Here is a 19,617-nt window from a genome sequence, read left to right as displayed (position 1 = left end):
CTCCTCCGGAAGGCCCGCATCCCCATGTCCCGCTCGCTGCTCCTCGCCGGCCTCGCCGGCGCCGTCTGCCTGATCGGCGCCACGCTGGCCCTCGCGCCGGCGCCGGCCAAGGCCGAAGAAGTCGGCTGCGTCAGCACCACCTTCAAGCTGATCGGCCCCAACAACAAGATCTGCATCGACAGCTTCCGCGACCCCAAGGTCGACGGCGTGGTCTGCCATGTCAGCCGCGCCAAGACCGGCGGGCTGAAGGGCGCCGTGGGCCTGGCCGAAGACACCTCCGACGCCTCGATCGCCTGCCGCCAGGTCGGCCCGATCACCATCCGCGAAAAGCTGAAAGAGGGCGAAGACGTCTTCCGCGAAAGCCGCTCCTGGCTGTTCAAGCGCCTCCAGGTCGTCCGCTTCTACGACGAGCCCAACAACACCCTGGTCTACCTGACCTATTCCGACGAACTGGTCGACGGCTCGCCCAAGAACGCCATCTCCACCGTGCCGATCATGCCGTGGCCGGAGAAATGAGGCAGCGCGCCGGCTGCGGCATGATCATCATGTGTCATCCACCCGCGGCAATTGCCCGGCGCCGCGCGGCGGCATAGTCTGGGCGGCGGTTCTGGCGCAGACGAGAGAAGGCGCAGGCGGATGGAAATCTGGATCATCCTCGGCATCGTGGTGCTGGTGGCGCTTTATGCCATCGCCACCTATAACGGCCTGGTCGGGCGGCGGAACGGGGTGCGCAATGCCTTTGCCCAGATCTCGGTGCAGTTGAAGCGCCGGCATGATCTGGTGCCGAACCTGGTCGCCGCGGTGCGTGACGCCATGGCCTTCGAGCGCGAGACCCTGGAAGCCGTGGTCGCCGCGCGCGGCAAGGCGGTCGCAGCAACCCAGCGGGCGGAACGGGGCGGCAGTGCCGCCGATCGGGCCCAGGCGCTGGCGGCGGAACGCGAACTGGGCGCCGGGCTCGGCCGGCTGCTCGCCGTGGTCGAGGCCTATCCCGAAATCCGCTCGGGCACCCATGTGTCGGAGCTGACCGAAGAGCTGCGCTCCACCGAAAACCGCATCGCCTTCGCCCGCCAGCACTATAACGACAGCATCCAGTCCTATAACGACCGGGTGCAGATGTTCCCCTCGAACCTGATCGCCGGCATGTTCGGCTTCCGGACCGAGGAATTCTTCCAGGTCGATGCCGCCGAGACGGCGGTGCCGACCGTGTCGCTGCGCTGATCCCATGGCCCGCGGCAAAGGCTGGCGGCCCTGGCAGAGGCAGGCCTCCCCCTGGGCGCGCCGGGGCCCCTGGGAGACGGGGCAGGAGACGGCGCCGGACCCGATCCGCGAGGCCGAGGACCGGCCGGAGCCGGTCGAGGGCATCCGGATCGACCGCACCGATTTCACCGGCGCCATCCGCGCCAACCGCCGCAAAAGCCTGGCGATCTGCCTGGGGCTCACTTTGTTCGGCATGGCGCTCGGCTATCTGGTCGGCTGGTGGGTGGCCCCGCCCTATGTGCCCGAAGGTGCCGGCCTGCCCGCGATGCTGCTCTCGGGCGGTGGCGCGGTGGGGGCGGCGGTGATGGCGGTGGCCGGCGGGCTCTGGTCCACGCTGGCGCTCACCACCGGTGATCGCATGGCGCTCGGCATCGCCGGCGCCCGCGAGGCCGACCCGATCGCCGATCGCCGGCTGCACAACGTCGTCGAGGAAATGGCCATCGCCGCCGGCCTGCCCAAGCCGCGGGTGATGGTGATCGAAACCGACATGCCCAATGCCTTCGCCGCCGGGCTCCGGCCCGAAAAGGGCACGATCGCGGTCACCCGCGGGCTTATGAACCGGCTCAGCCGCGACGAACTGCAGGCGGTGGTGGCGCATGAAACCGGCCATCTCGCCAATGGCGACAGCCGCTACATGGTCGTGGTCTCGGTGATGGTCGGGCTGATCGTCATCGTGGCGGCGATGGCCCGCAACATGGCCTATTTCGGCGGCGGCTCCCGCCGCGGCAGCGACCGCAATGGCGGCAACGCCCTCGCGCTGGTGGCCCTGCTGCTGATGGTGGTCGCCATCCTCGCCCCCTTCGCGGCCCAGGCGATGCAGTTCGCGCTGTCGCGGCAGCGCGAATATCTGGCCGATGCCACGGCGGTGAAGCTCACCCGCAATCCCAAGGCGATGATCGGGGCGCTGATGCGGCTCGACGAAGCGGCCGCCGCAACCGGCCGCGATGCCCCGACCTCCGCCCGGGCGCTCGAGGCACTCTGGATCGTCAACCCGCTCGACGGGCCGGGCGAAAGCGGCCGCCGGCGCCGCCGGGCCGGGCTGTTCTCCACCCATCCCTCCATCGACGACCGGATCGCGCGGATCCGCGCGATGGGCTGAGCCGCAGCCTCGCCATCAGCCCTTCACACAATGCCGCGGACCGCCGCTCGTCCCGGTCTCGTCGATCTCCGCCAGCTGGCGGCGGGCCGGCTTGACGTCCAGCAGCGGCGTGCCGTCCAGGCAGTCCAGGCCGCGGACCAGCAGCGTGCAGCCCTCCCGCCCCTCCAGCGTCACCTCGGCGGTGCCGATCGGGTTGGGGCGGTTGGGGGAGCGGATCGAGAAGGTGCCCCGCGTCGCGCCGCTATGGCCGGGGTTCTGCACCACCAGATCCCGCCGTGCCCGGTCGAGCCAGTAGAGCAGTTCCAGCCGTGCGAAATCCCCCAGCCCTGCCAGCGCCGGCGCCCAGAGCGGATCGATCTCCACCCGGCAGAGGGGCCCCTCCCCCGCCCGGCCCTGGCGCGGACACTGCCCCCGGCCGGTCCAGGGGGTGCGGATCCGGCCGATGAACACCAGCCCGGCATCATCGGGCGCCGGGGCGGTCACCGTCTCTTCCAACGGGCGCAGATCGATCTCCATGGGGCACGGGCCTCCGGTCGCGGGATGAATACCGTCCGATCATGCGCGGATGGTTCTCGATTGCAAAGCATCGGCGGCACGGGTTGAATCACCGGGCTTCCGCCCCATCTGGCGAAAGCCCCCCAGGGTCCGGTTCCGGACGTCGAAACAGCGGCAGGTTTGAGATGCAGGACCAGGAATCGCCCGCCACCCGCAAGACCATGCTGCTGACCGGCGCCAGCCGGGGCATCGGTCACGCCACGGTGAAACTGTTCTACCAGCATGGCTGGCGGGTGCTCACCCTCTCGCGCGCGCCCTTCGATCCCGAATGCCCCTGGCCGGGCGGGCGGGAAAACCACATCCAGGGCGACCTGGCCGACCCCGAGGCCTTCGAGGCGATCGCGGCCGAGGTACGCCGCCGCCTGGGCGGCGGCGGGCTGAACGCGCTGGTCAACAACGCCGCCATCTCGCCCAAGCGGCCGGGTGGCGCGCGTATGGGCGTGGCCGATACCGACTACGCCACCTGGGCGGCGGTGTTCAACGTCAACCTGTTCTCGGCGGCACTGCTCTCACGCAACCTGCTGCCGGAACTGAAGGCCACCGGCGGCACCATCGTCAACGTCACCTCGATCGCCGGCTCGCGCGTGCACCCCTTCGCGGGCGTCGCCTATGCCTGCTCCAAGGCCGCCCTGGCCACGCTGACCCGCGAACAGGCCTTCGATTTCGGCCGCTTCGGCGTGCGGGTGAACGCGATCGCCCCGGGCGAGATCGACACCTCGATCCTCTCCCCCGGCACCGAAGACATCGTCCGCACCCAGATCCCGATGCAGCGCCTGGGCGACCCCAAGGAAGTCGCCCGCACGATCATGTTCCTGTGCTCGCCAGACGCGTCCTACATCAACGGCGCCGAAATCCACATCAATGGCGGGCAGCACGTCTGACGGCGAGGGGCCCGGCCCCCGTCTCCCCCGTCTCCCATACCCTCCGGCCCCCTCCCGATTGTCCCACCCCCGCAGCCGCGCTATGGTGCCCCCCGACGGGCCGGCGGTCATGATCCCGCCGGCCGGCCGCAAAAGGACGCGCCGATGCAGCCGACCGATATGTTCTTCGACTACACCCTGGCCGCCCTGCCCGATTATCTGGGCTTCCTCGGCACCATGGCGGCGCTGATCGCCGTCTTCACCGCGATCTATCAGGCGATCACGCCCTATCGCGAGATCCGGCTGATCCGCGCCGGCAACCGGGCGGCGGCCATCTCGCTCTCCGGCACGATCATCGGCCTGGCCATCGCGCTCAACACCGTGGCGGCGGGGGCGGTTTCGATCCTCGACATGGCGCTTTGGGGCGCCATCGCCTGCATCAGCCAGCTGGTGGTCTATCTGATCGTCGCCCGGCTGCTGGGCGATCTGTCGGCCGGCATCGAAGAGGACCGCATCGGCTATGGCATTCTGCTGGGCGGTGTGTCGGTCGCAACCGGGCTGGTGAACGCCGGGGCGCTGACCTATTGAACCTGAAGCCCTCGTTTCAGGGCCCGACGATCCCCATCTCTCGCTCATCCTCCCCCAACGCACGAGGTTGCTCCCCGATGCGTCGCTCCCGCGCCGTGACCACCCTGCTCATCGCCGGTACCGCCCTCACCCTCGCCGGTTGTGGCGAAGACACCGAACAGGTGAAGATCTACGGCACCAGCGAGGCCTGCAGCGCCGAGATGACCGCCGCCGACTGCGCCGCTGCCGAAGCCGAGGCCCGCGAGGCCCATATCGCGACCGCGCCGCGTTTCGACAGCCTGGCCGCCTGTGAAGAGGATTTCGGCGCCGATGGCTGCCAGCCGGTGCCCCAGCAGCAGGCCTCGTCCGGCGGCAGCTTCTTCATGCCCGCCTTCGCGGGCTTCATGCTCGGCCGGATGATGGGCGGCGGCGGAGGCTTTCACGGCCGCCCGGTCTATGTCGACCGCAACGGCTACATGTACAGCGGCGCCGACCGCTTCGGGCAGACCCGGCGCGAGAACGTGTTCCGCAACGGCCGGCCGACCAACTGGGCGGGCTCGGCCAATGTCGCGCGCAGCACGGTCAGCAATCCGGTGAAGCCTGCGGGTACGGTGTCGCCCGCCCGGCGTTCGGGCGGCTTCGGCGCGACCGGTGCCCGCGGCTATTCCTTCGGCGGCTGACGGAGACATCCCCCATGCGTCGCGTCACCCACCCACCCCGCCCCGACTGGGCCCGCCGGATGGAAGAGGAGCTGGGCTTCGTCTTCCACTCCCCCGACGGCACGGTCTATTGGGACGAGACCGCCCATTGGGCCTTCACCGAAGACGAGATCGACCGGATCGAGGATGCGGCCGACGCCTTCCATGCGCTCGCCATCCGCGCCGCCGATCGCGCCGTTTCCCAGAACCGTCTGGCAGAGCTGGGCATTCCGGGCTATGCGGTGGCGGCGGTGGCCGACAGCTGGCGCCGCTTCCGCGAGGGCGACCCGCTGGAAGCCCCGGTCTATGGCCGGCTCGACATCGCCTGGACCGGCGAAGGTGCGCCGGCGCTGCTGGAATACAATGCCGCCACCCCCACCAGCCTTTACGAGACGGCGGTGGTCCAGTGGCACTGGCTGGAAGAGACCCATCCCGAGGCCGACCAGTTCAACCGCCTGCACGAGGCGCTGGTCGAGGCCTGGGCGGCGCGCGGGGCCGCCATGGCCGGGCGGCCGATCCACTTCACCGCGGGCGACGTGACCGAAGACATGGCGACGGCCGGCTATCTGCAGGCGATCGCCACCGAAGCCGGGCTCGCCACCAAACTGGTCGCGATCGGCGACATCGCCTTCGACGAGAGCGACCGCCGCTTCTACGACCCGGACGGCACGCCGATCGAGGCGCTGTTCAGCCTGTACCCGGTCGAATGGATGCTGCGCGAAGACTGGGGCGTGCCCCTGATCGAGGCGGTGGAGGCCGGGCGGCTGGTGCTGTTCGAACCGCTGTGGAAGCAGCTCTTCTCCAAGGGCATCCTGGCCTTCATGTACGAGCTGGAGCCCGACCATCCGGGGCTGCTGAAGGCGGGGTTCGCCCCCGGCCTGTTCGCCCCGGGCGACCGGGTGGTGGCCAAGCCGCTCGCCGGCCGCGAAGGCGATGGCGTCGAGATCGTGACGCTTGGCCCCGACGGCATGCCGGCGGCCGACAGCGTGGTACGCCAGGCAAGCCCCGGCCCGCGCATCGCCGGCGACGAGGGCTGGGTCTACCAGGCCTTCACGCCGCTTGCCCCCGCCCCGGGCGGCCATGCGGTGGCGGGCGTCTGGATCATCGGCGACAAGGCCGTGGCGATGGGCCTGCGCGAGGATGCGGGCGAGATCACCGGGGTCGGCAGCCGCTTCGTGCCGCATCTGTTCACGCCCCGGGCGAACTGATCCCAAGGGGAGGTCTCGTTTTTCGTTATTGCGACTGACTCGCAATAACCGTACGGTCAGCGCCGTCGGGTCCGCTGCGGATCCCGAGGCGGTGCCGAGGCTGTTCCTTGTCGGGATCCACGCTCAAACGGCTGTTCCTGGCACATGGCCGGGAGTTGCAATCCTATCTGACGCGCCGCATGCGGGACGCGGAGACGGCGGCCGACCTGACCCAGGAGACCTTCCTGCGCTATGCCGAACAGGGCGCAGAGGTCACCGATGGCCGTGCCTGGCTTTACCGCACCGCCCGCAATCTGATGATCGACCACCAGCGGGCCGGGCTCCGCCGGCGCACCCGGCCGCTGACCCCCGACGAACTCGCCCGCCTGCCGGAAGACCGGCCCGGCGCCGACCGCGAGACCGACGGCCGGCAGACGCTGGAGCGGATGCACCGGGTGGTCGAGGGCCTGCCGCCGCGCACGCGCGAGATCTTCCGCCTCAACCGTATCGAGGGATTGAGCTATGCCGACGTCGCCCGACGGCTGGACATCTCGGAAAGCTCGGTGCAGAAGCATCTGGCAAAGGCGCTGGCGATGATCATGCGCGAGGTGAGACCCGAGGATGTCTGAGGCAGGATGATGGCCGCCGAAGATCGGGAAACCGACGGGAGCATAGAGGCCCGGGCCGCAGCCTGGGTGGTCCGGCTGAGCGGCGTGCCGCTCGACGCCGAGGAACGCCGGCACCTGGATCTCTGGCTCGCAGCCGACCCCGCCCATCAGGCCGCTTTCAACCATGCAGACGCCCTCTGGCAGCGGCTTGGGCAGACGGCCGACATGCCCGTCGCCCCCATGCCGATGCGCTTCGCCCGCCACAAGGGCTCCCCGCTCCGGCGGATGACCGGGCTTGCGGCCGCCGCCTGTCTGGTGGCCGCCGTCGGGCTGGGCATGCTCGGCATCGACCCCCGGCTGATGATCGCCGCCGACCATGTGAACGGCCCCGCGGGTGTGGCGGAGATCACGCTGCCCGACGGCAGTATCGCGATCCTCGATGCCTCCAGTGCGATCGCGGTGGAATTCGGCAGTGGAGAACGGCGGATCGACCTGCTGGCCGGCCGCGCCTGGTTCAGGGTCGCCGCCGCGGCGGATACCGGCGGGCGGCCTTTCGTTGTCACCGCCGGCCGCGGCCATGTCCGGGCATTGGGGACGGCCTTCGTCGTCAGCCGGGAGGCGGAAGATCGCACCGGGGTGGCGGTCACGGAACACAGCGTCCGCGTCGAAACCGGGCCCGAAACGGCCGTCACGATCGGAACCGGTCAGGCCGTCACCTATGACGGCACGGGACGTATCGGTGCGGTCGCGGCGGTCGACCCCGCCCGCGCCACCGCCTGGCGCGACGGCCGGCTGATCTTCGACCGCCAGCCGCTCGCACAGGTGGCAGCGGTGCTGGAGCGTCATGGCCGGGGCCATGTGCTGATTCTGGACGAAGCCCTGGCGGCACGACGGGTCAGTGGCGTGTTCCGCGCCGACGACCCGGCGGGCGCGCTTGCTGCGATCGCCCGCGAACTCGGCGCCCGCATCCACATCCTGCCGCTGTTGACCGTGATCCGCCCCGGCGGTTGAGCGATCAGCCGGCCGTTCCGCAACCCCCCCCACCGGCCTTTCGAAAAAAAATGCCCGGCAGCGTTACCGGATCTTCCGCCTCGCACGTCTTCCTCTGACCGGCGCGATCGATACGCAATCGCATAAGCGACGATCCCCCGGCAGGTATGGGCACAAGGCATCGGACCGGGAAGGATGCAGGGATGACGGCACGGGCGACGACAAGGCTTTCAGGGGCTGGCAAGGCACGCCGGCTGGCCATGGCGCTGGCGGGCGCAACCAGCCTTGCGGCAATGACGGCGGCACTGACGCTGCCGGCCGCATCCGCTGTGGCAGCGGGCGCGGCGATGCGCTTCGATATCCCTGCCCAGGATCTGAACCAGGCGCTGCTCAGTTTCGCAACCCGCGCCGGCCTTCAGCTCGCCTATGATCCGGCCCGGCTCGACGGCCGGCGGAGCGCCGCCGTGGCAGGCGATCTGACCGCAGATCAGGCCCTCGACCTTCTGCTGGCCGGCACCGGTTTCACCTGGCGTTATACCGGCCCGGATCGCGTCGCCCTCGAAGCCCTGCCCGAGGGCGGCACTGCGGTGCGGCTCGACCCGCTGCGCGTCGACGGTGCCCGCACGGGAGAGCGGGCCAACGGACCGGTCGCAGGCTATGTCGCCACCCGCAGCGCTGCAGGCACCAAAACCGACACGCCGCTGACCGAAACCCCGCAATCGGTGAGTGTGGTCACCGCCGACCAGATGCGGGTGCAGAAGGCATCGACCCTGGCCGATGCGCTCGGCTACACCGCTTCGGTGGTAACCATGCCCTCGGTATTCAGTCGGCTTGCCGACGACGTCTCCATCCGCGGCTTCAACGTCGCCAACGGCAATACCGGCATGCTGCGCGACGGCATGAAGCTGCAATCGAACGTCTATGACGGCAGCCAGGAGCCTTACGGGCTGGAGCGGCTGGAGGTCCTGAAGGGAGCGGCCTCGGTGCTCTACGGCCAGCTTGGCCCGGGCGGCGTCGTCAATGCCGTCACCAAACAGCCGACTCGTGATCCGCTGCATGAAATCGGCGTCGAGTACGGCAGCTACGACCGGATCCAGCTTCAGACCGATCATGGCGGCGCCCTCGACGACGAGGGGCGCTGGTCCTATCGCTTGACCGCCCTCTACCGGGATGCCGATACCTGGGTCGACGAGGTGGAAGACGACAAGCTCTACATCGCCCCGGCCATCGCCTTCGAACCCGATGACGACACCAGGATCACGCTTCAGGCCAGCCATCAGCGGATCAAGACGAAGTTCGGCCCGCCTCTTCCCGACACCGGTACGCTCTATCCCGGCCCAGGCGGAGAAGTGATCGGCCGGGACACCTTCCTGGGCGAGCCTGATTACGACACCTATGACAGCCGGGTGAACAGCATCGGCTGGCGGGTGGAACATCAGGCCTCGGATGACGTGACCCTGCGCCATGCGCTGCGCTACTACCGCGCCGATGTCACGTGGGATTACATGCAGATCGGCTGGTCCGAATCATTTGCCGCATATCTGCGCCGCGCCAGCGATCGCGAAGAGCATTCCACCGGCCTGACATCGGACAACTCCGTCGAATACAGGGTCACCACCGGTCCGGTCGACCATACCCTGCTCGGCGGCATCGATCTCTATCGCCGGGTCTACGACACCGACCGCTACCGGGGCAGCTTCAGCCTGTTCGACCCGGTCAATCCGGTCTATGGCACCGATCCCGCGGTGAATTTCGGCGCCAACAGCGGCTCACGCACCGAAAGCGATCAGGCCGGCCTCTATCTTCAGGACCAGATGAAGATTGCAGACCGCTGGGTGCTGGTGCTGGGTGGCCGCTACGACCGGGTCGAGAGCGACGTCACCGGCAAGGCGGCAGGTACCGCCGAGACGACGACCGACAATGCCTTCACCGGCCGGGCCGGGCTGGTCTATCTGTTCGACAACGGCGTCGCCCCCTATGTCAGCTTCAGCCAGTCCTTCTCGCCCAATGCCGGTGTCGACCGCGACGGTCGCGCGCTTGATCCCACCACCGGCGAACAGGTGGAGGCCGGCCTGCGCTGGCAGATCCCGGGCAGCGAGACCATGCTGAGCGCGGCGGTCTATCAGCTGACCCAGGACGATGTGGTCGATACCGATGCCCTGGGTGACACGGTCCAGACCGGACAGGTCCGCGCCCGCGGCTTCGAGGCCGAGGCGCGCAGCCGCTTCGGCCCCCTCCAGCTCATCGCCAGCTATGCCTATACCGACACCGAGATCACCCGGAGCGACACCCCGGGCGAAAAGGGTGAGAGCCAGAACGGTGTGCCGCGTCACATGCTGTCGGTCTGGGCCGATGTCGGGCTGGACGGGCTGGGTCTCTACGGCATGAGGGCCGGGGCGGGCATCCGTCGCATCGGCTCGTCCAACCTGATCGGTGAGCCGAAAGGCGTGGAGGCGCCGGCCTATACCCTGACCGACGCGATGGTCTCCATCGACCTGGCGGAGCTGTCGCCGAACCTCGCCGGGACGGAATTCCGTGTGAACGCCCGCAACCTCTTCGACGAGGACTACCTCACCTGCAACACCGTCGACGGCTGCCGCTACGGCGACCCGCGCACCGTCATCGGCACGCTGTCCTATCGCTGGTAACGGCATGAACGGCATCGTCTGGCGGATTCTGGCTGCCGGTCCCGGGGCATGGGCTGCGGCCTATGCCCTGACCGCCGGTCTGGCCGTGCTCCTCGCCCCTGCGATCGGCCGCCCGGACGCGGTGATCACCGCCACCCTGCCCGCCTTCCTGATCCAGGCCCTGCTGGCGCTGCGCGCCTTTGCGGTTGCCCGTCCGGCACGTGCCTGGATCGAACTCGCAGGGCTCGCCGCCCTGGGCGGTGCACTGGCGGCGCCGGGCTGACAATCGGACCGCCATGTCGAAACCGCTCCCCCTGATCCGATCAATGTCGTGGCTGCATGCCTGGGCCGGGCTGATCTTCGGCTGGCTGCTGTTTGCGATCTTCACCACCGGCACGCTGGCGGTGTTCGATGATGAACTCGACCGCTGGATGCGCCCCGAACTGGCCGCGACCGGCCCCTTCGACGCCGACCGGGTCACAGCCCGGCTGCTGGAAGAGCTGCCGCCCACGCCGCGCTGGATCATCACCCTGCCGGATGCCCGCCGTCCCCAAGCCTCCGTCGGCTGGTTCCAGGACGGCAGTTTCCGGCGGCGGCTGATCGATCCGGCAACCGGCGCCGAACTCACGCCCCGCGAGACCATCGGCGGTGACTTCTTTTTCCGCCTCCACTACCGGCTCTATCTGCCCGGCGGTTTCGGTAAATGGGTGGTGGGGGCGGCGGCCATGGCCATGCTGGTGGCGCTGGCGGCCGGCGTGCTGATCCACAAGCGGATCTTCAAGGACGTCTTCACCTTCCGCCCGGCGTCGAACCCCAGGCGGGCCTGGCTCGACGGTCATCTGCTGGCGGGGGTGCTGTTTCTCCCCTTCCATCTGATGATCACCTATACCGGCCTCGCCATCCTCTACGACACTTACATGCCGGCAGCGGTGGACCGGCTCTATGACGGCAGCCGCGGCAGCTTTCTGGCGGAACTAGCACCGGAGCCGCCGACGCGCCCTGCCGCGGGCCGTTCCGCACCTCCGGCTCCCCTCGAACCGATGCTCGACAGCCTCCGCCGCCCCGACGGCAGCCAGGGTGTGCGCGTCATCATCATCGACCATCCGGGCGACGCCGCGGCCCTGGTCCAGCTCCACGATGCCTGGGACCGGCGTCTGGTCCGCGTCGCGCAGGTCACCCGCTTCGACGGCGTCACCGGCATCCGCCTCTCCGGGCCCGAAGATCTGCGGCCCGCCCACCACGTCCAGGGGGCGATGATCGGTCTGCACCGGGTATCCTTCGCCGATCCCTGGATCCGCTGGTCCTATTTCGCCGCCGGCGCCGCCGGCTCGGCAATGATCGCAACCGGCCTGGTGCTGTTCACCAGTCGTCCCCGCAAGGACGGGGACCGGTTCCCCGACCGTGTGGCCAGGGCCAATATCGGGGCCGTCGCCGGGCTGCTGCTTGCCTGCATTGCCCTGCTCTGGGCCAATCGCCTGCTGCCCGCGGACATGCCGTTACGCGCGCCGGCCGAACTCGGCTGCTTTCTGGCGGTCTGGATCGCCGCGATCATCCACGGTTTCACCGTGCCGCCGGAGCGCGGCTGGCCGGTGCAATGCGGTCTCTCGGCCCTGCTGTGCATCGCGCTGCCGGTGCTCGATCTCGGGAGTTCCGGCGGCTATGCCCTCGACGGATGGCGGACAGGTGATGCCGTTGTGATCGGCGTGCATCTGTCGGCGGTCATCGCGGGCCTGGGGCTCGGCCTCATCAGTCTCCGCCTGCGCCGCAGGCTGCGGAAGGAGGCGGCATGATCCTGCTCACCGCCCTGTTCCTGTCCCTGGCGGGGTTCGCGGGTCTCGGCCTGGCCATGGAACGCCACCACCGACAGGTGTGGAATCGCCCGCCGCGCCGATCACAGGCTGCCGCCCTGCGCCTTGCCGGCAGTCTTGCCCTCACCGCCTCGGCGGCTCTCGCCGTCCACGACCGCGGCTGGGGCATCGGCCTCGCGGCCTGGATCTGCCTGATGCCGGTCGCGGGGGTTGCCTTCACGCTGCTGCTGACCGTCAGCCCTGCCCGCTCGCCCGCCGTAGCCGGACGTTCCACCACACGATCGCCGGCACCACCAGCACCGTCGGCACCAGCCAGGTGGCGATCGGGGGCAGGCCGAGGGTCGGGCCGTTGACGACCAGGGCGGCGGTGATGGTGCCGATCAGCGCGCCCATCATGCGCGAAAGGTGGCGGGCGATGCGCGGCGGGCCGACGCGGCTCACCTCCATCAGGTCCTGGCAGGCAAGCGCGCCGCCGATCAGGCCGAAGACCGGCATGACGACATTGGCCGCCCCGCCCACCGCACCGGTCAGGCCGGCGACGATCATCACCAGGGCCAGGCCCAGCATCAGCCCGGCGATCAGCCGGTCGGCCATGCCCGGCTCCGCCTTGCGCCGGCGGGCGGCACGCCAGCCGGCGGCGAGCAGATAGGCCGAAAATCCGGCAATGGCGAGCAGGAAGGACGAGAAGTTCACCAGCGCCAGCACCACCGAGGCGGCAAGCGATACCGCCATCGACCAGCCGAAAACCCGGCCGATCCGTCGGTGGCGGTCATTGCCCTTGCCCGGCAGGACCATCAGGGTCAAGCCACTCGCCAGCGCCAGGGCGCCCGCCCCCACATGCAGCACCAGAAACGCCGTCGAAATCATGCCTGCCCCGTTGCGATATTTTACGGCCGCCCATCGGGCAGCTGCGGCTTCATCATAATGGTACCGCCGTGCCGATGCTTGTGCGATCGAACACGGTTTGAGTGAGTTCCGTGTAAAATGCCCCCTCCGCCGGTCGTCAGCTGCGACGGCGAAGTTCGGCCGGATCTCCCAAGGCCTGGAGGCGGCGGGCGACCTCGGCGCAGTCGTCGTCGATCCGGGCGGGCACGTGCAGCAGGGCCTCGAGATGCGCATCGTCGAAGCTCTCCACCGGCACGCCCTGGGCGCGGGCGATGCGATGGCTGCGCACCAGCCCGGGCAGATAGGTCTCCAGCGAACGGGCCGAGGTCCGGATGCTCATCAGCGGCGTCTGCACCATGCGCCCGGCAGCCCGACCGCTTTCGGCGAGCGCCCGTTCGCGCACCGCCCGCGAATTGGCGGCGTTGTAGTTGAAAATCGCACCGCCCAGCAGGCCGAAGGCCAGGATCGGGGCGTATTCGGCATAGATCGCCACGTCGTGTTGGGGCGGGCCGGTGATCAGGGCCATCGCCACCCCAAGCCCGGTGCCGATCAGGAACAGCATGATCAGGCTGAACCAGTCGACCAGCAGCACCAGAAGGAACAGCGCCGTCAGGGTCGACATCTGCCAGATGACCGAACCGCCGTTCATCACCGTCATGAAGGTGAAGAAGAAGGGCAGGCAATAGCCCAGCATCACCAGCCAGACCGCCGGGATCCAGGGCTGCAGCCGCGCCGGCCAGCGCCGGCGGAAGGCAAGCAGCAGGCACAGCACCGACCCGGCCAGGCGCAGGCCGAGATTTTCATAGGCCTGGGGAAAGAGGAAGGTCCAGACCATCCAATAGGCCGGCATCATCACCGCACCGGCGATCGACACCGGCACGAGATTGGGCTCGATATGGCGAAAGCCGTTCAGGATGATGCCACGCAGGCTGCCAGCCGGAACGTCGGTGCCGGGGCGCGCGGCCTCGCCAGCCGGCCTCGGGTCGGATCGGTAGGTGCTGCTGCCCGACATGGTCTTCAGCCCATCACCGTGCTCGGGCCCGTCGGCATGCCGCCCCGCCCCTTGTCACCACGTCCCCCGGTGCGCGGATCGGCACCGCCGCTCAGCCGGCCGCCGGCCCCCTGGTCGCTGATCCCTGAATGCGGTCCGCCGCGTCTGCCACTGCCCACCACGCGCGCCGCCGGCCAGGCAATCTCGGCACGGGTGCCCTCGTTCACCCGGCTGATCAGCTGGAAGCGACCGCCATGCATCTCGATCAGCGACCGGACCAGCGGCAGGCCCAGCCCGGTGCCTGCATAGCGACGGTTGAGCGCACTGTCCACCTGTCCGAAGGCCTCCATCGCCCGGTTGATGTCTTCAGGTGCGATGCCGATGCCGGTATCGACCACCGCGATCGTCAACCCGCCCTCTTCGGCGATCCGCGCCTCTACCGTGACACTGCCGCCGATCGGGGTGAATTTGACCGCGTTCGACAGCAGGTTCAGCAGCACCTGCTTCATCGCCCGCTGGTCGCCGCGCAGCGCCGGCAGGTCGGGTGCCAGCATGTTGACCAGTTTCAGCCCGGCCTTTTCGGCCTGGCCGCGCATCAGATTGGTCGTGGTCCGGACGATGCTCTCCAGCGTGAAGACGCTTTCGTCCAGGTTGTAGGCGCCGGCCTCGATCTTCGACAGATCCAGAATGTCATTGACGATGTCGAGCAGGTGGACGCCGCTTTCGTTGATCAGCCGGGCGAATTCCATCTGCTCGTCGATCTGGGCGTCGGTGCGCGGCCGATCGTTCATCAGGATCTCCGAAAAACCGATGATCGCATTCAGCGGCGTGCGCAGTTCATGGCTGGTATTGGCGAGGAAATCGGATTTGGCGATGTTGGCCGCCTGGGCGGCCTGCACCGCATCGGCCAGTTCGATCCGCAGGCGCAGCCCGTCGTCCAGCAACCGTGCCAGATAATGCGCGCCCACCGCCAATACGGCTGCCGATGCGGCGATCGCCAGCAGCAGCGGCAGATCCATCCGCCCGGCGATGATCAGCCCGCCCGCGAGTGCTGTTGATGTCACCCCCAGCCAGACCAGAGCCGCCGTCAGATGACAGGACATCATCACCGTGCCGGCCACACCGATCGCGGCGGTGGCGAACAGCACCTTGGCCATGTCGATCGAGGCGGCGGCAGGCGCCAGCACCAGCGGCGCCAGCCCCCAGATCACACCGCTGACCGCGATGATCATCAGGATCGGCAGGGCGCGTTGTTCGGGTTCCGTGTCGGCACCGCCGTCGCGCAGATCACGCTGGATGGCGGCGAAGCGCAGGCCCACCAGACAGTTGACCGCCACCAGCCAGAGCGCGATCTGCTGCTGGGCGGCGGCGGGCCAGATCAGCACCGCCAGACAGATCGAGACCAGCGGTTCCATCAGGATGCCGATCCGGGCGGCGCGATAGAGCGCATCGAGCTGCGCGGCGCGCATGCGCGCCGTCACTGTCGCCGCCTGACCCTCCGCTCCACCGTCCCGCCGCAGGTTCATGATGTGCCGATATGCCCTCTATCCCGGCCCTTGAAACAGGTCCGGCCATTATGGCGGGATTCAGTGCCCTTGGCGATGGAGCGTTGTGAGCAGATCCGTGGATGCACCTCATACGTGCATGTCTGACAGTCATATAAAATTAAGACGCATAAAATTCTTTGAAACTGCGAAAATCCCCGGCCCCGACGCAAAGCCGGAGCCGGGGACCATCTGTCCGAAGCGTCATTCCGCCGCCTGTACCACCGGCCCCGGCCTCTCCCACGCGGCCAACAGGCGCCGTTCCTTCAGGCGAACCCGTTTCAGGTTCTCGTCCTTCACGTGACCGAAGCCCCGAATGTCCATCGGCAGCTTCGCGATCTCCACAGCGCGGGCGTGATTTTCCGGCGTCAGCCCCGCGACCAGCCGTTCCACCGTGGCACGGTACTCGGCGATCAGCCGGCGCTCGGTCCTGCGTTCGGCGGTGTGGCCGAAGGGGTCGAAGACGGTGCCGCGCAGCCGCTTCATCCGGGCGAGCAGGCGGAAAGCGCCCATCACCCACGGGCCATAGCTCGATTTGCGCGGCCGGCCGGTGGCCTTGTCGCGCCGGGCGAAAAGCGGCGGGGCCAGGTGGAAGGTCAGCCTGACATCGCCCTCGAACTGCCGCGCCAGCTTGTCTTGGAAGGCGCCGTCGGTGTAAAGCCGCGCCACCTCGTACTCGTCCTTATAGGCCATCAGCTTGAACAGCGACCGCGCCACCGCATCGGTCAGCGCGGTGCTGCGGGGCATCACCCGCATCTCGTGCTGGCGCACACGCTCCACCAGTTCGGCATAGGCGCCGGCATAGGCGGTGTCCTGATAGGCGGTCAGGAAATCGGTCCGCCGGGCCATCACCTCGTGGATCGTTTCCGACAGCCGCTCGCTTTCGGCCACCGGCCGGCTGCGCATGACCAGATCCCGCACCCGGCGGATATCGTGGGCCGCACGCCGCCCCCAGAGGAAGGCGTCGAGGTTGAGCTTCACCGCAACACCGTTCAGCTCGATCGCCTTCAGGATGCTGGCCTCGGCCAGCGGCACCAGCCCGCGCTGCCAGGCATAGCCCAGCAGGAACAGGTTGCTGGCGATGCTGTCGCCCAGCAGGGCCGTCGCGATCGGCCCGGCCTCGATGAAATCCACCCCCGCAGGGCCGGCCGCCCGGCGATAGGCCGCACGCAGATCCTGGCCGGGGAAGGCCAGATCCGGGTCCTTGACGAAGGCCGCGGTCATCAGTTCCTGGTCGTTGATCACCGCCCGGCTGCGCCCGGGATCCAGCAGCCCCAGCGCATCGGGGCGCGCGCCCACCACCAGATCGGCGGCCAGCATCAGATCGGCGCCGCCGGTGGTGATGCGGATCGACTTGATGTCCTCTGGGCGCTCTGCGATGCGCAGATGGGTGAAGACCGCCCCGCCCTTCTGGGCCATGCCGGTCATGTCGAGCACGCCGACGCCCTTGCCTTCCAGATGGGCGGCAACCCCGATCAGCGCACCGATGGTCACGACACCCGTGCCGCCGACACCGGCGACCAGAATGCCATAGGGCCGCGCCCCCAGCGCCGGCAGCTCCGGATCGGGCAGCACCTCGAAGGGGGTGGCATCGGCGGCCTTGGGCGCGGGCTTGCGGATCTTCGCACCAGAGACGGTCACGAAGCTGGGGCAAAAGCCCTGCAGGCACGACAGATCCTTGTTGCAGTTCGACTGGTCGATCTGGCGCTTGCGGCCGAATTCGGTCTCCAGCGGCTGCACCGACACGCAATTGCTCTTGGCCGAGCAATCGCCGCAGCCCTCGCAGACCAGATCGTTGATCACCACCCGACGGTCGGGGTCGGCCAGGGTGCCGCGCTTGCGACGGCGGCGCTTTTCGGTGGCGCAGGTCTGCTGATAGATGATCACCGTGCAGCCCTCGATCTCGCGCAGCATGCGCTGCACGGCGTCGAGTTCGCCGCGGTCGTGGACCGTCACGCCCGCCGGCAGGCCGGCGCCACCCTCGTAAGCCGTGGTGTCGTCGGTCACCACCACCAGGCGGCGCACACCTTCCTGAAGCAGTTCATGGGCGATCTGCTGCACGGTCAGCGAACCGTCGATCGGCTGGCCGCCGGTCATCGCGACCGCGTCGTTGAACAGGATCTTGTAGGTGATGTTGACCTTGGCCGCGATCGCGGCGCGGATCGCCAGGGATCCCGAGTGGAAATAGGTGCCGTCGCCCAGATTCTGGAAGACATGGGGCTCGGTGGTGAACGGCGCCTGGCCGATCCACGAGGCCCCTTCGGCGCCCATCTGGCTGAAGGTCTCGGTGCGCGGCATCACCCAGGTCGCCATGTAGTGGCAGCCGATGCCGCCCAGCGCCCGGCTGCCCTCGGGCACCACGGTCGAGGTGTTGTGCGGGCAGCCCGAACAGAAGGTGGGCTTGCGCTCGATCGCCGCCTTGCCCGAAGACGCGTCCTCCAACTGGCGCAGATGCGCCACCCGGGTGCGGATACGCTCGGCCAGGCCCGGCTCGTCGGGCAGGAAGCGGGCCAGACGGTCGGCCAGCACCTGGGCGATCCGGCTGGGGCGCAGCTCCCCCGCCGAGGGCAGGATCCAGTTGCCGGCCTCGTCGAACTTGCCCACCACCAGCGGCCGGACATCGGCGCGCCAGCCGTAGAGATGCTCCTTGAGCTGCGGCTCGACCACGGCCCGCTTCTCTTCGACGACCAGCACCTCTTCCAGGCCCTCGGCGAAGCGGCGGATGCCTTCCGGCTCCAGCGGCCAGGGCATGGCGACCTTGTAGAGCCGGATGCCGATCCGGGCCGCCAGCGCCTCGTCGATGCCCAGCTCGTCCAGGGCCTGGCAGACGTCCAGATGGCTCTTGCCGGCGGTGACGATGCCGATACGGGCGCGCGGCGCGTCCATCACCACCCGGTCCAGCCGGTTGGCGCGGGCGAAGGCCGCGACCGCCGCCAGCCGGTAGCGATGGTGGCGGTATTCCTGGTCCATCGGCGCGTCGGGCCAGCGGATATGGACGCCATCGGCCGGAAACTCGAACTCCGGCAGCAGAACCCGCACCCGGCCGGCATCGACATCGATCGAACCCGAGCTGTCGACCGTGTCGGCGATGGTCTTCATCCCCACCCAGGCGCCCGAGAAACGCGACAGCGCCCAGCCGATCAGGCCGTAATCCAGGATTTCCTGCACACCCGACGGGTTCAGGATCGGGATCAGGCAGTCCATGAAGGTGTATTCGGCCTGATGCGGCAGGGTCGACGATTTGGCGCCGTGATCGTCGCCGGCCAGCAGCAGCACGCCGCCATGGCGCGACGAGCCGGCCATGTTGCCGTGCTTCATCACATCGCCCGACCGGTCGACGCCGGGGCCCTTGCCGTACCACATGCCGAACACGCCGTCGTATTTCGCCAGCGCCGCATGTTCCGGCCGGGTCATGTTGTCCATATTGGCCTGCTGGCTGCCCCAGACCGAGGTCATCGCCAGATCTTCGTTCACCCCCGGCCGGAAGACGACGTGATGCGCCTCCAGATGCTTGCGCGCCTTCCAGAGCTGCTGGTCGAGCGCACCCAGCGGCGAGCCGCGATAGCCCGAGATGAAGCCGGCGGTGTTCAGCCCGGCGGCCAGGTCGCGCTGGCGCTGCATCAGCGGCAGCCGCACCAGGGCCTGGGTTCCGGTCAGAAAGATCCGTCCGCGCTCGACGGTGTACTTATCGTCCTGCGACAATTCGGGCAGCGTCATTTCGGCGTCTCCACACGACATCGTCCCCGCCTGAGGCGGATCCCCGGGTGATGGCCCCGCCTTCGCCGCAATCGATGCGTCGGGCATCGATGCGCCGGGCCGGGCTCGTCTTGTCGATGCTGACCGGCCTGGCTGCCGGCAGATCAAATTAGGTCAGTATTAGTGACCTATTTTCCCGGTTATACGATGGATGCGGGCCATGCCGCAACATCCTTGTCCGAGGG

18 protein-coding genes are annotated in these 19,617 nt (G+C 68.8%); 13 read left to right on the top strand and 5 right to left on the bottom strand.

Going from position 1 to position 19,617, the window contains the following annotated elements; translation table 11 throughout:
* Positions 1 to 24 precede the first annotated feature (24 nt).
* From WI697_RS11035 to WI697_RS11025, 3 genes are all read left to right on the top strand, one after another.
* Positions 25 to 516 (top strand): CreA family protein, encoded by a 492-nt coding sequence (locus tag WI697_RS11035; RefSeq protein ID WP_345958487.1) that lies wholly within the window; start codon positions 25 to 27, stop codon positions 514 to 516.
* Between the two features lie 120 nt (positions 517 to 636).
* Positions 637 to 1,218 (top strand): LemA family protein, encoded by a 582-nt coding sequence (locus WI697_RS11030; RefSeq protein ID WP_345958486.1) that lies wholly within the window; start codon positions 637 to 639, stop codon positions 1,216 to 1,218.
* A 4-nt stretch (positions 1,219 to 1,222) separates the two neighbouring features.
* A complete protein-coding gene (locus tag WI697_RS11025; protein ID WP_345958485.1) occupies positions 1,223 to 2,356 on the top strand; it encodes a M48 family metallopeptidase in 1,134 nt (377 codons plus the stop codon).
* Positions 2,357 to 2,371: 15 nt separating this feature from the next.
* Here WI697_RS11025 and WI697_RS11020 read toward each other — a convergent pair whose 3' ends face one another.
* Entirely contained in the window at positions 2,372 to 2,872 is a 501-nt protein-coding gene (locus tag WI697_RS11020; protein WP_062763639.1) for an SAM-dependent methyltransferase, read from the bottom strand.
* 164 nt (positions 2,873 to 3,036) lie between these two features.
* Here WI697_RS11020 and WI697_RS11015 point away from each other — a divergent pair, with 164 nt between their 5' ends.
* From WI697_RS11015 to WI697_RS27475, 10 genes are all read left to right on the top strand, one after another.
* Complete coding sequence (locus WI697_RS11015) at positions 3,037 to 3,792, top strand: SDR family NAD(P)-dependent oxidoreductase (protein WP_298652329.1); 756 nt, start codon at positions 3,037 to 3,039, stop codon at positions 3,790 to 3,792.
* Between the two features lie 144 nt (positions 3,793 to 3,936).
* Complete coding sequence (locus WI697_RS11010; protein WP_296716027.1) at positions 3,937 to 4,359, top strand: DUF350 domain-containing protein; 423 nt, start codon at positions 3,937 to 3,939, stop codon at positions 4,357 to 4,359.
* Positions 4,360 to 4,436: 77 nt separating this feature from the next.
* A complete protein-coding gene (locus WI697_RS11005) occupies positions 4,437 to 5,018 on the top strand; it encodes a DUF1190 domain-containing protein (RefSeq protein ID WP_062763641.1) in 582 nt (193 codons plus the stop codon).
* 14 nt (positions 5,019 to 5,032) lie between these two features.
* Entirely contained in the window at positions 5,033 to 6,244 is a 1,212-nt protein-coding gene (locus tag WI697_RS11000) for a glutathionylspermidine synthase family protein (RefSeq protein ID WP_345958484.1), read from the top strand.
* A gap of 107 nt (positions 6,245 to 6,351) precedes the next feature.
* The gene (locus tag WI697_RS10995) at positions 6,352 to 6,852 is read left to right on the top strand and encodes an RNA polymerase sigma factor (RefSeq protein ID WP_345958483.1); all 501 of its coding nucleotides are present in this window, start codon (positions 6,352 to 6,354) and stop codon (positions 6,850 to 6,852) included.
* 6 nt (positions 6,853 to 6,858) lie between these two features.
* A complete protein-coding gene (locus tag WI697_RS10990; protein WP_345958482.1) occupies positions 6,859 to 7,842 on the top strand; it encodes a FecR family protein in 984 nt (327 codons plus the stop codon).
* Positions 7,843 to 8,024: 182 nt separating this feature from the next.
* Positions 8,025 to 10,469, top strand: coding sequence for a TonB-dependent siderophore receptor (locus tag WI697_RS10985; RefSeq protein WP_345958481.1), 2,445 nt, complete (start codon positions 8,025 to 8,027; stop codon positions 10,467 to 10,469).
* Positions 10,470 to 10,473: 4 nt separating this feature from the next.
* A complete protein-coding gene (locus WI697_RS10980) occupies positions 10,474 to 10,731 on the top strand; it encodes a hypothetical protein (RefSeq protein WP_345958480.1) in 258 nt (85 codons plus the stop codon).
* Positions 10,732 to 10,774: 43 nt separating this feature from the next.
* Entirely contained in the window at positions 10,775 to 12,238 is a 1,464-nt protein-coding gene (locus WI697_RS10975; RefSeq protein WP_345958479.1) for a PepSY-associated TM helix domain-containing protein, read from the top strand.
* A complete protein-coding gene (locus tag WI697_RS27475) occupies positions 12,235 to 12,609 on the top strand; it encodes a DUF3325 domain-containing protein (protein WP_409351432.1) in 375 nt (124 codons plus the stop codon). Before WI697_RS10975 ends, WI697_RS27475 begins: the two co-directional genes overlap by 4 nt.
* Here the strand turns inward: WI697_RS27475 and WI697_RS10970 are convergent.
* The 4 genes from WI697_RS10970 to WI697_RS10955 form a co-directional block, all read right to left on the bottom strand.
* On the bottom strand, positions 12,491 to 13,123 hold the full coding sequence (locus WI697_RS10970) for a hypothetical protein (RefSeq protein WP_345958478.1): 633 nt from the start codon (positions 13,121 to 13,123) through the stop codon (positions 12,491 to 12,493). The two genes, WI697_RS27475 and WI697_RS10970, sit on opposite strands and share 119 nt — an antisense overlap.
* A gap of 136 nt (positions 13,124 to 13,259) precedes the next feature.
* Entirely contained in the window at positions 13,260 to 14,153 is an 894-nt protein-coding gene (locus WI697_RS10965) for a CAI-1 autoinducer sensor kinase/phosphatase cqsS (protein WP_345958477.1), read from the bottom strand.
* A gap of 5 nt (positions 14,154 to 14,158) precedes the next feature.
* Positions 14,159 to 15,601 (bottom strand): sensor histidine kinase, encoded by a 1,443-nt coding sequence (locus WI697_RS10960; protein WP_345958476.1) that lies wholly within the window; start codon positions 15,599 to 15,601, stop codon positions 14,159 to 14,161.
* A 279-nt stretch (positions 15,602 to 15,880) separates the two neighbouring features.
* Complete coding sequence (locus WI697_RS10955; RefSeq protein ID WP_345958475.1) at positions 15,881 to 19,393, bottom strand: indolepyruvate ferredoxin oxidoreductase family protein; 3,513 nt, start codon at positions 19,391 to 19,393, stop codon at positions 15,881 to 15,883.
* Between the last annotated feature and the right edge of the window lie 224 nt (positions 19,394 to 19,617).

Origin of the sequence: Tistrella mobilis (assembly GCF_039634785.1) — a bacterium.
Classification (GTDB): Bacteria; Pseudomonadota; Alphaproteobacteria; order Tistrellales; family Tistrellaceae; genus Tistrella; species Tistrella mobilis.
This window is presented reverse-complemented; position numbering and strand designations above follow the sequence as displayed.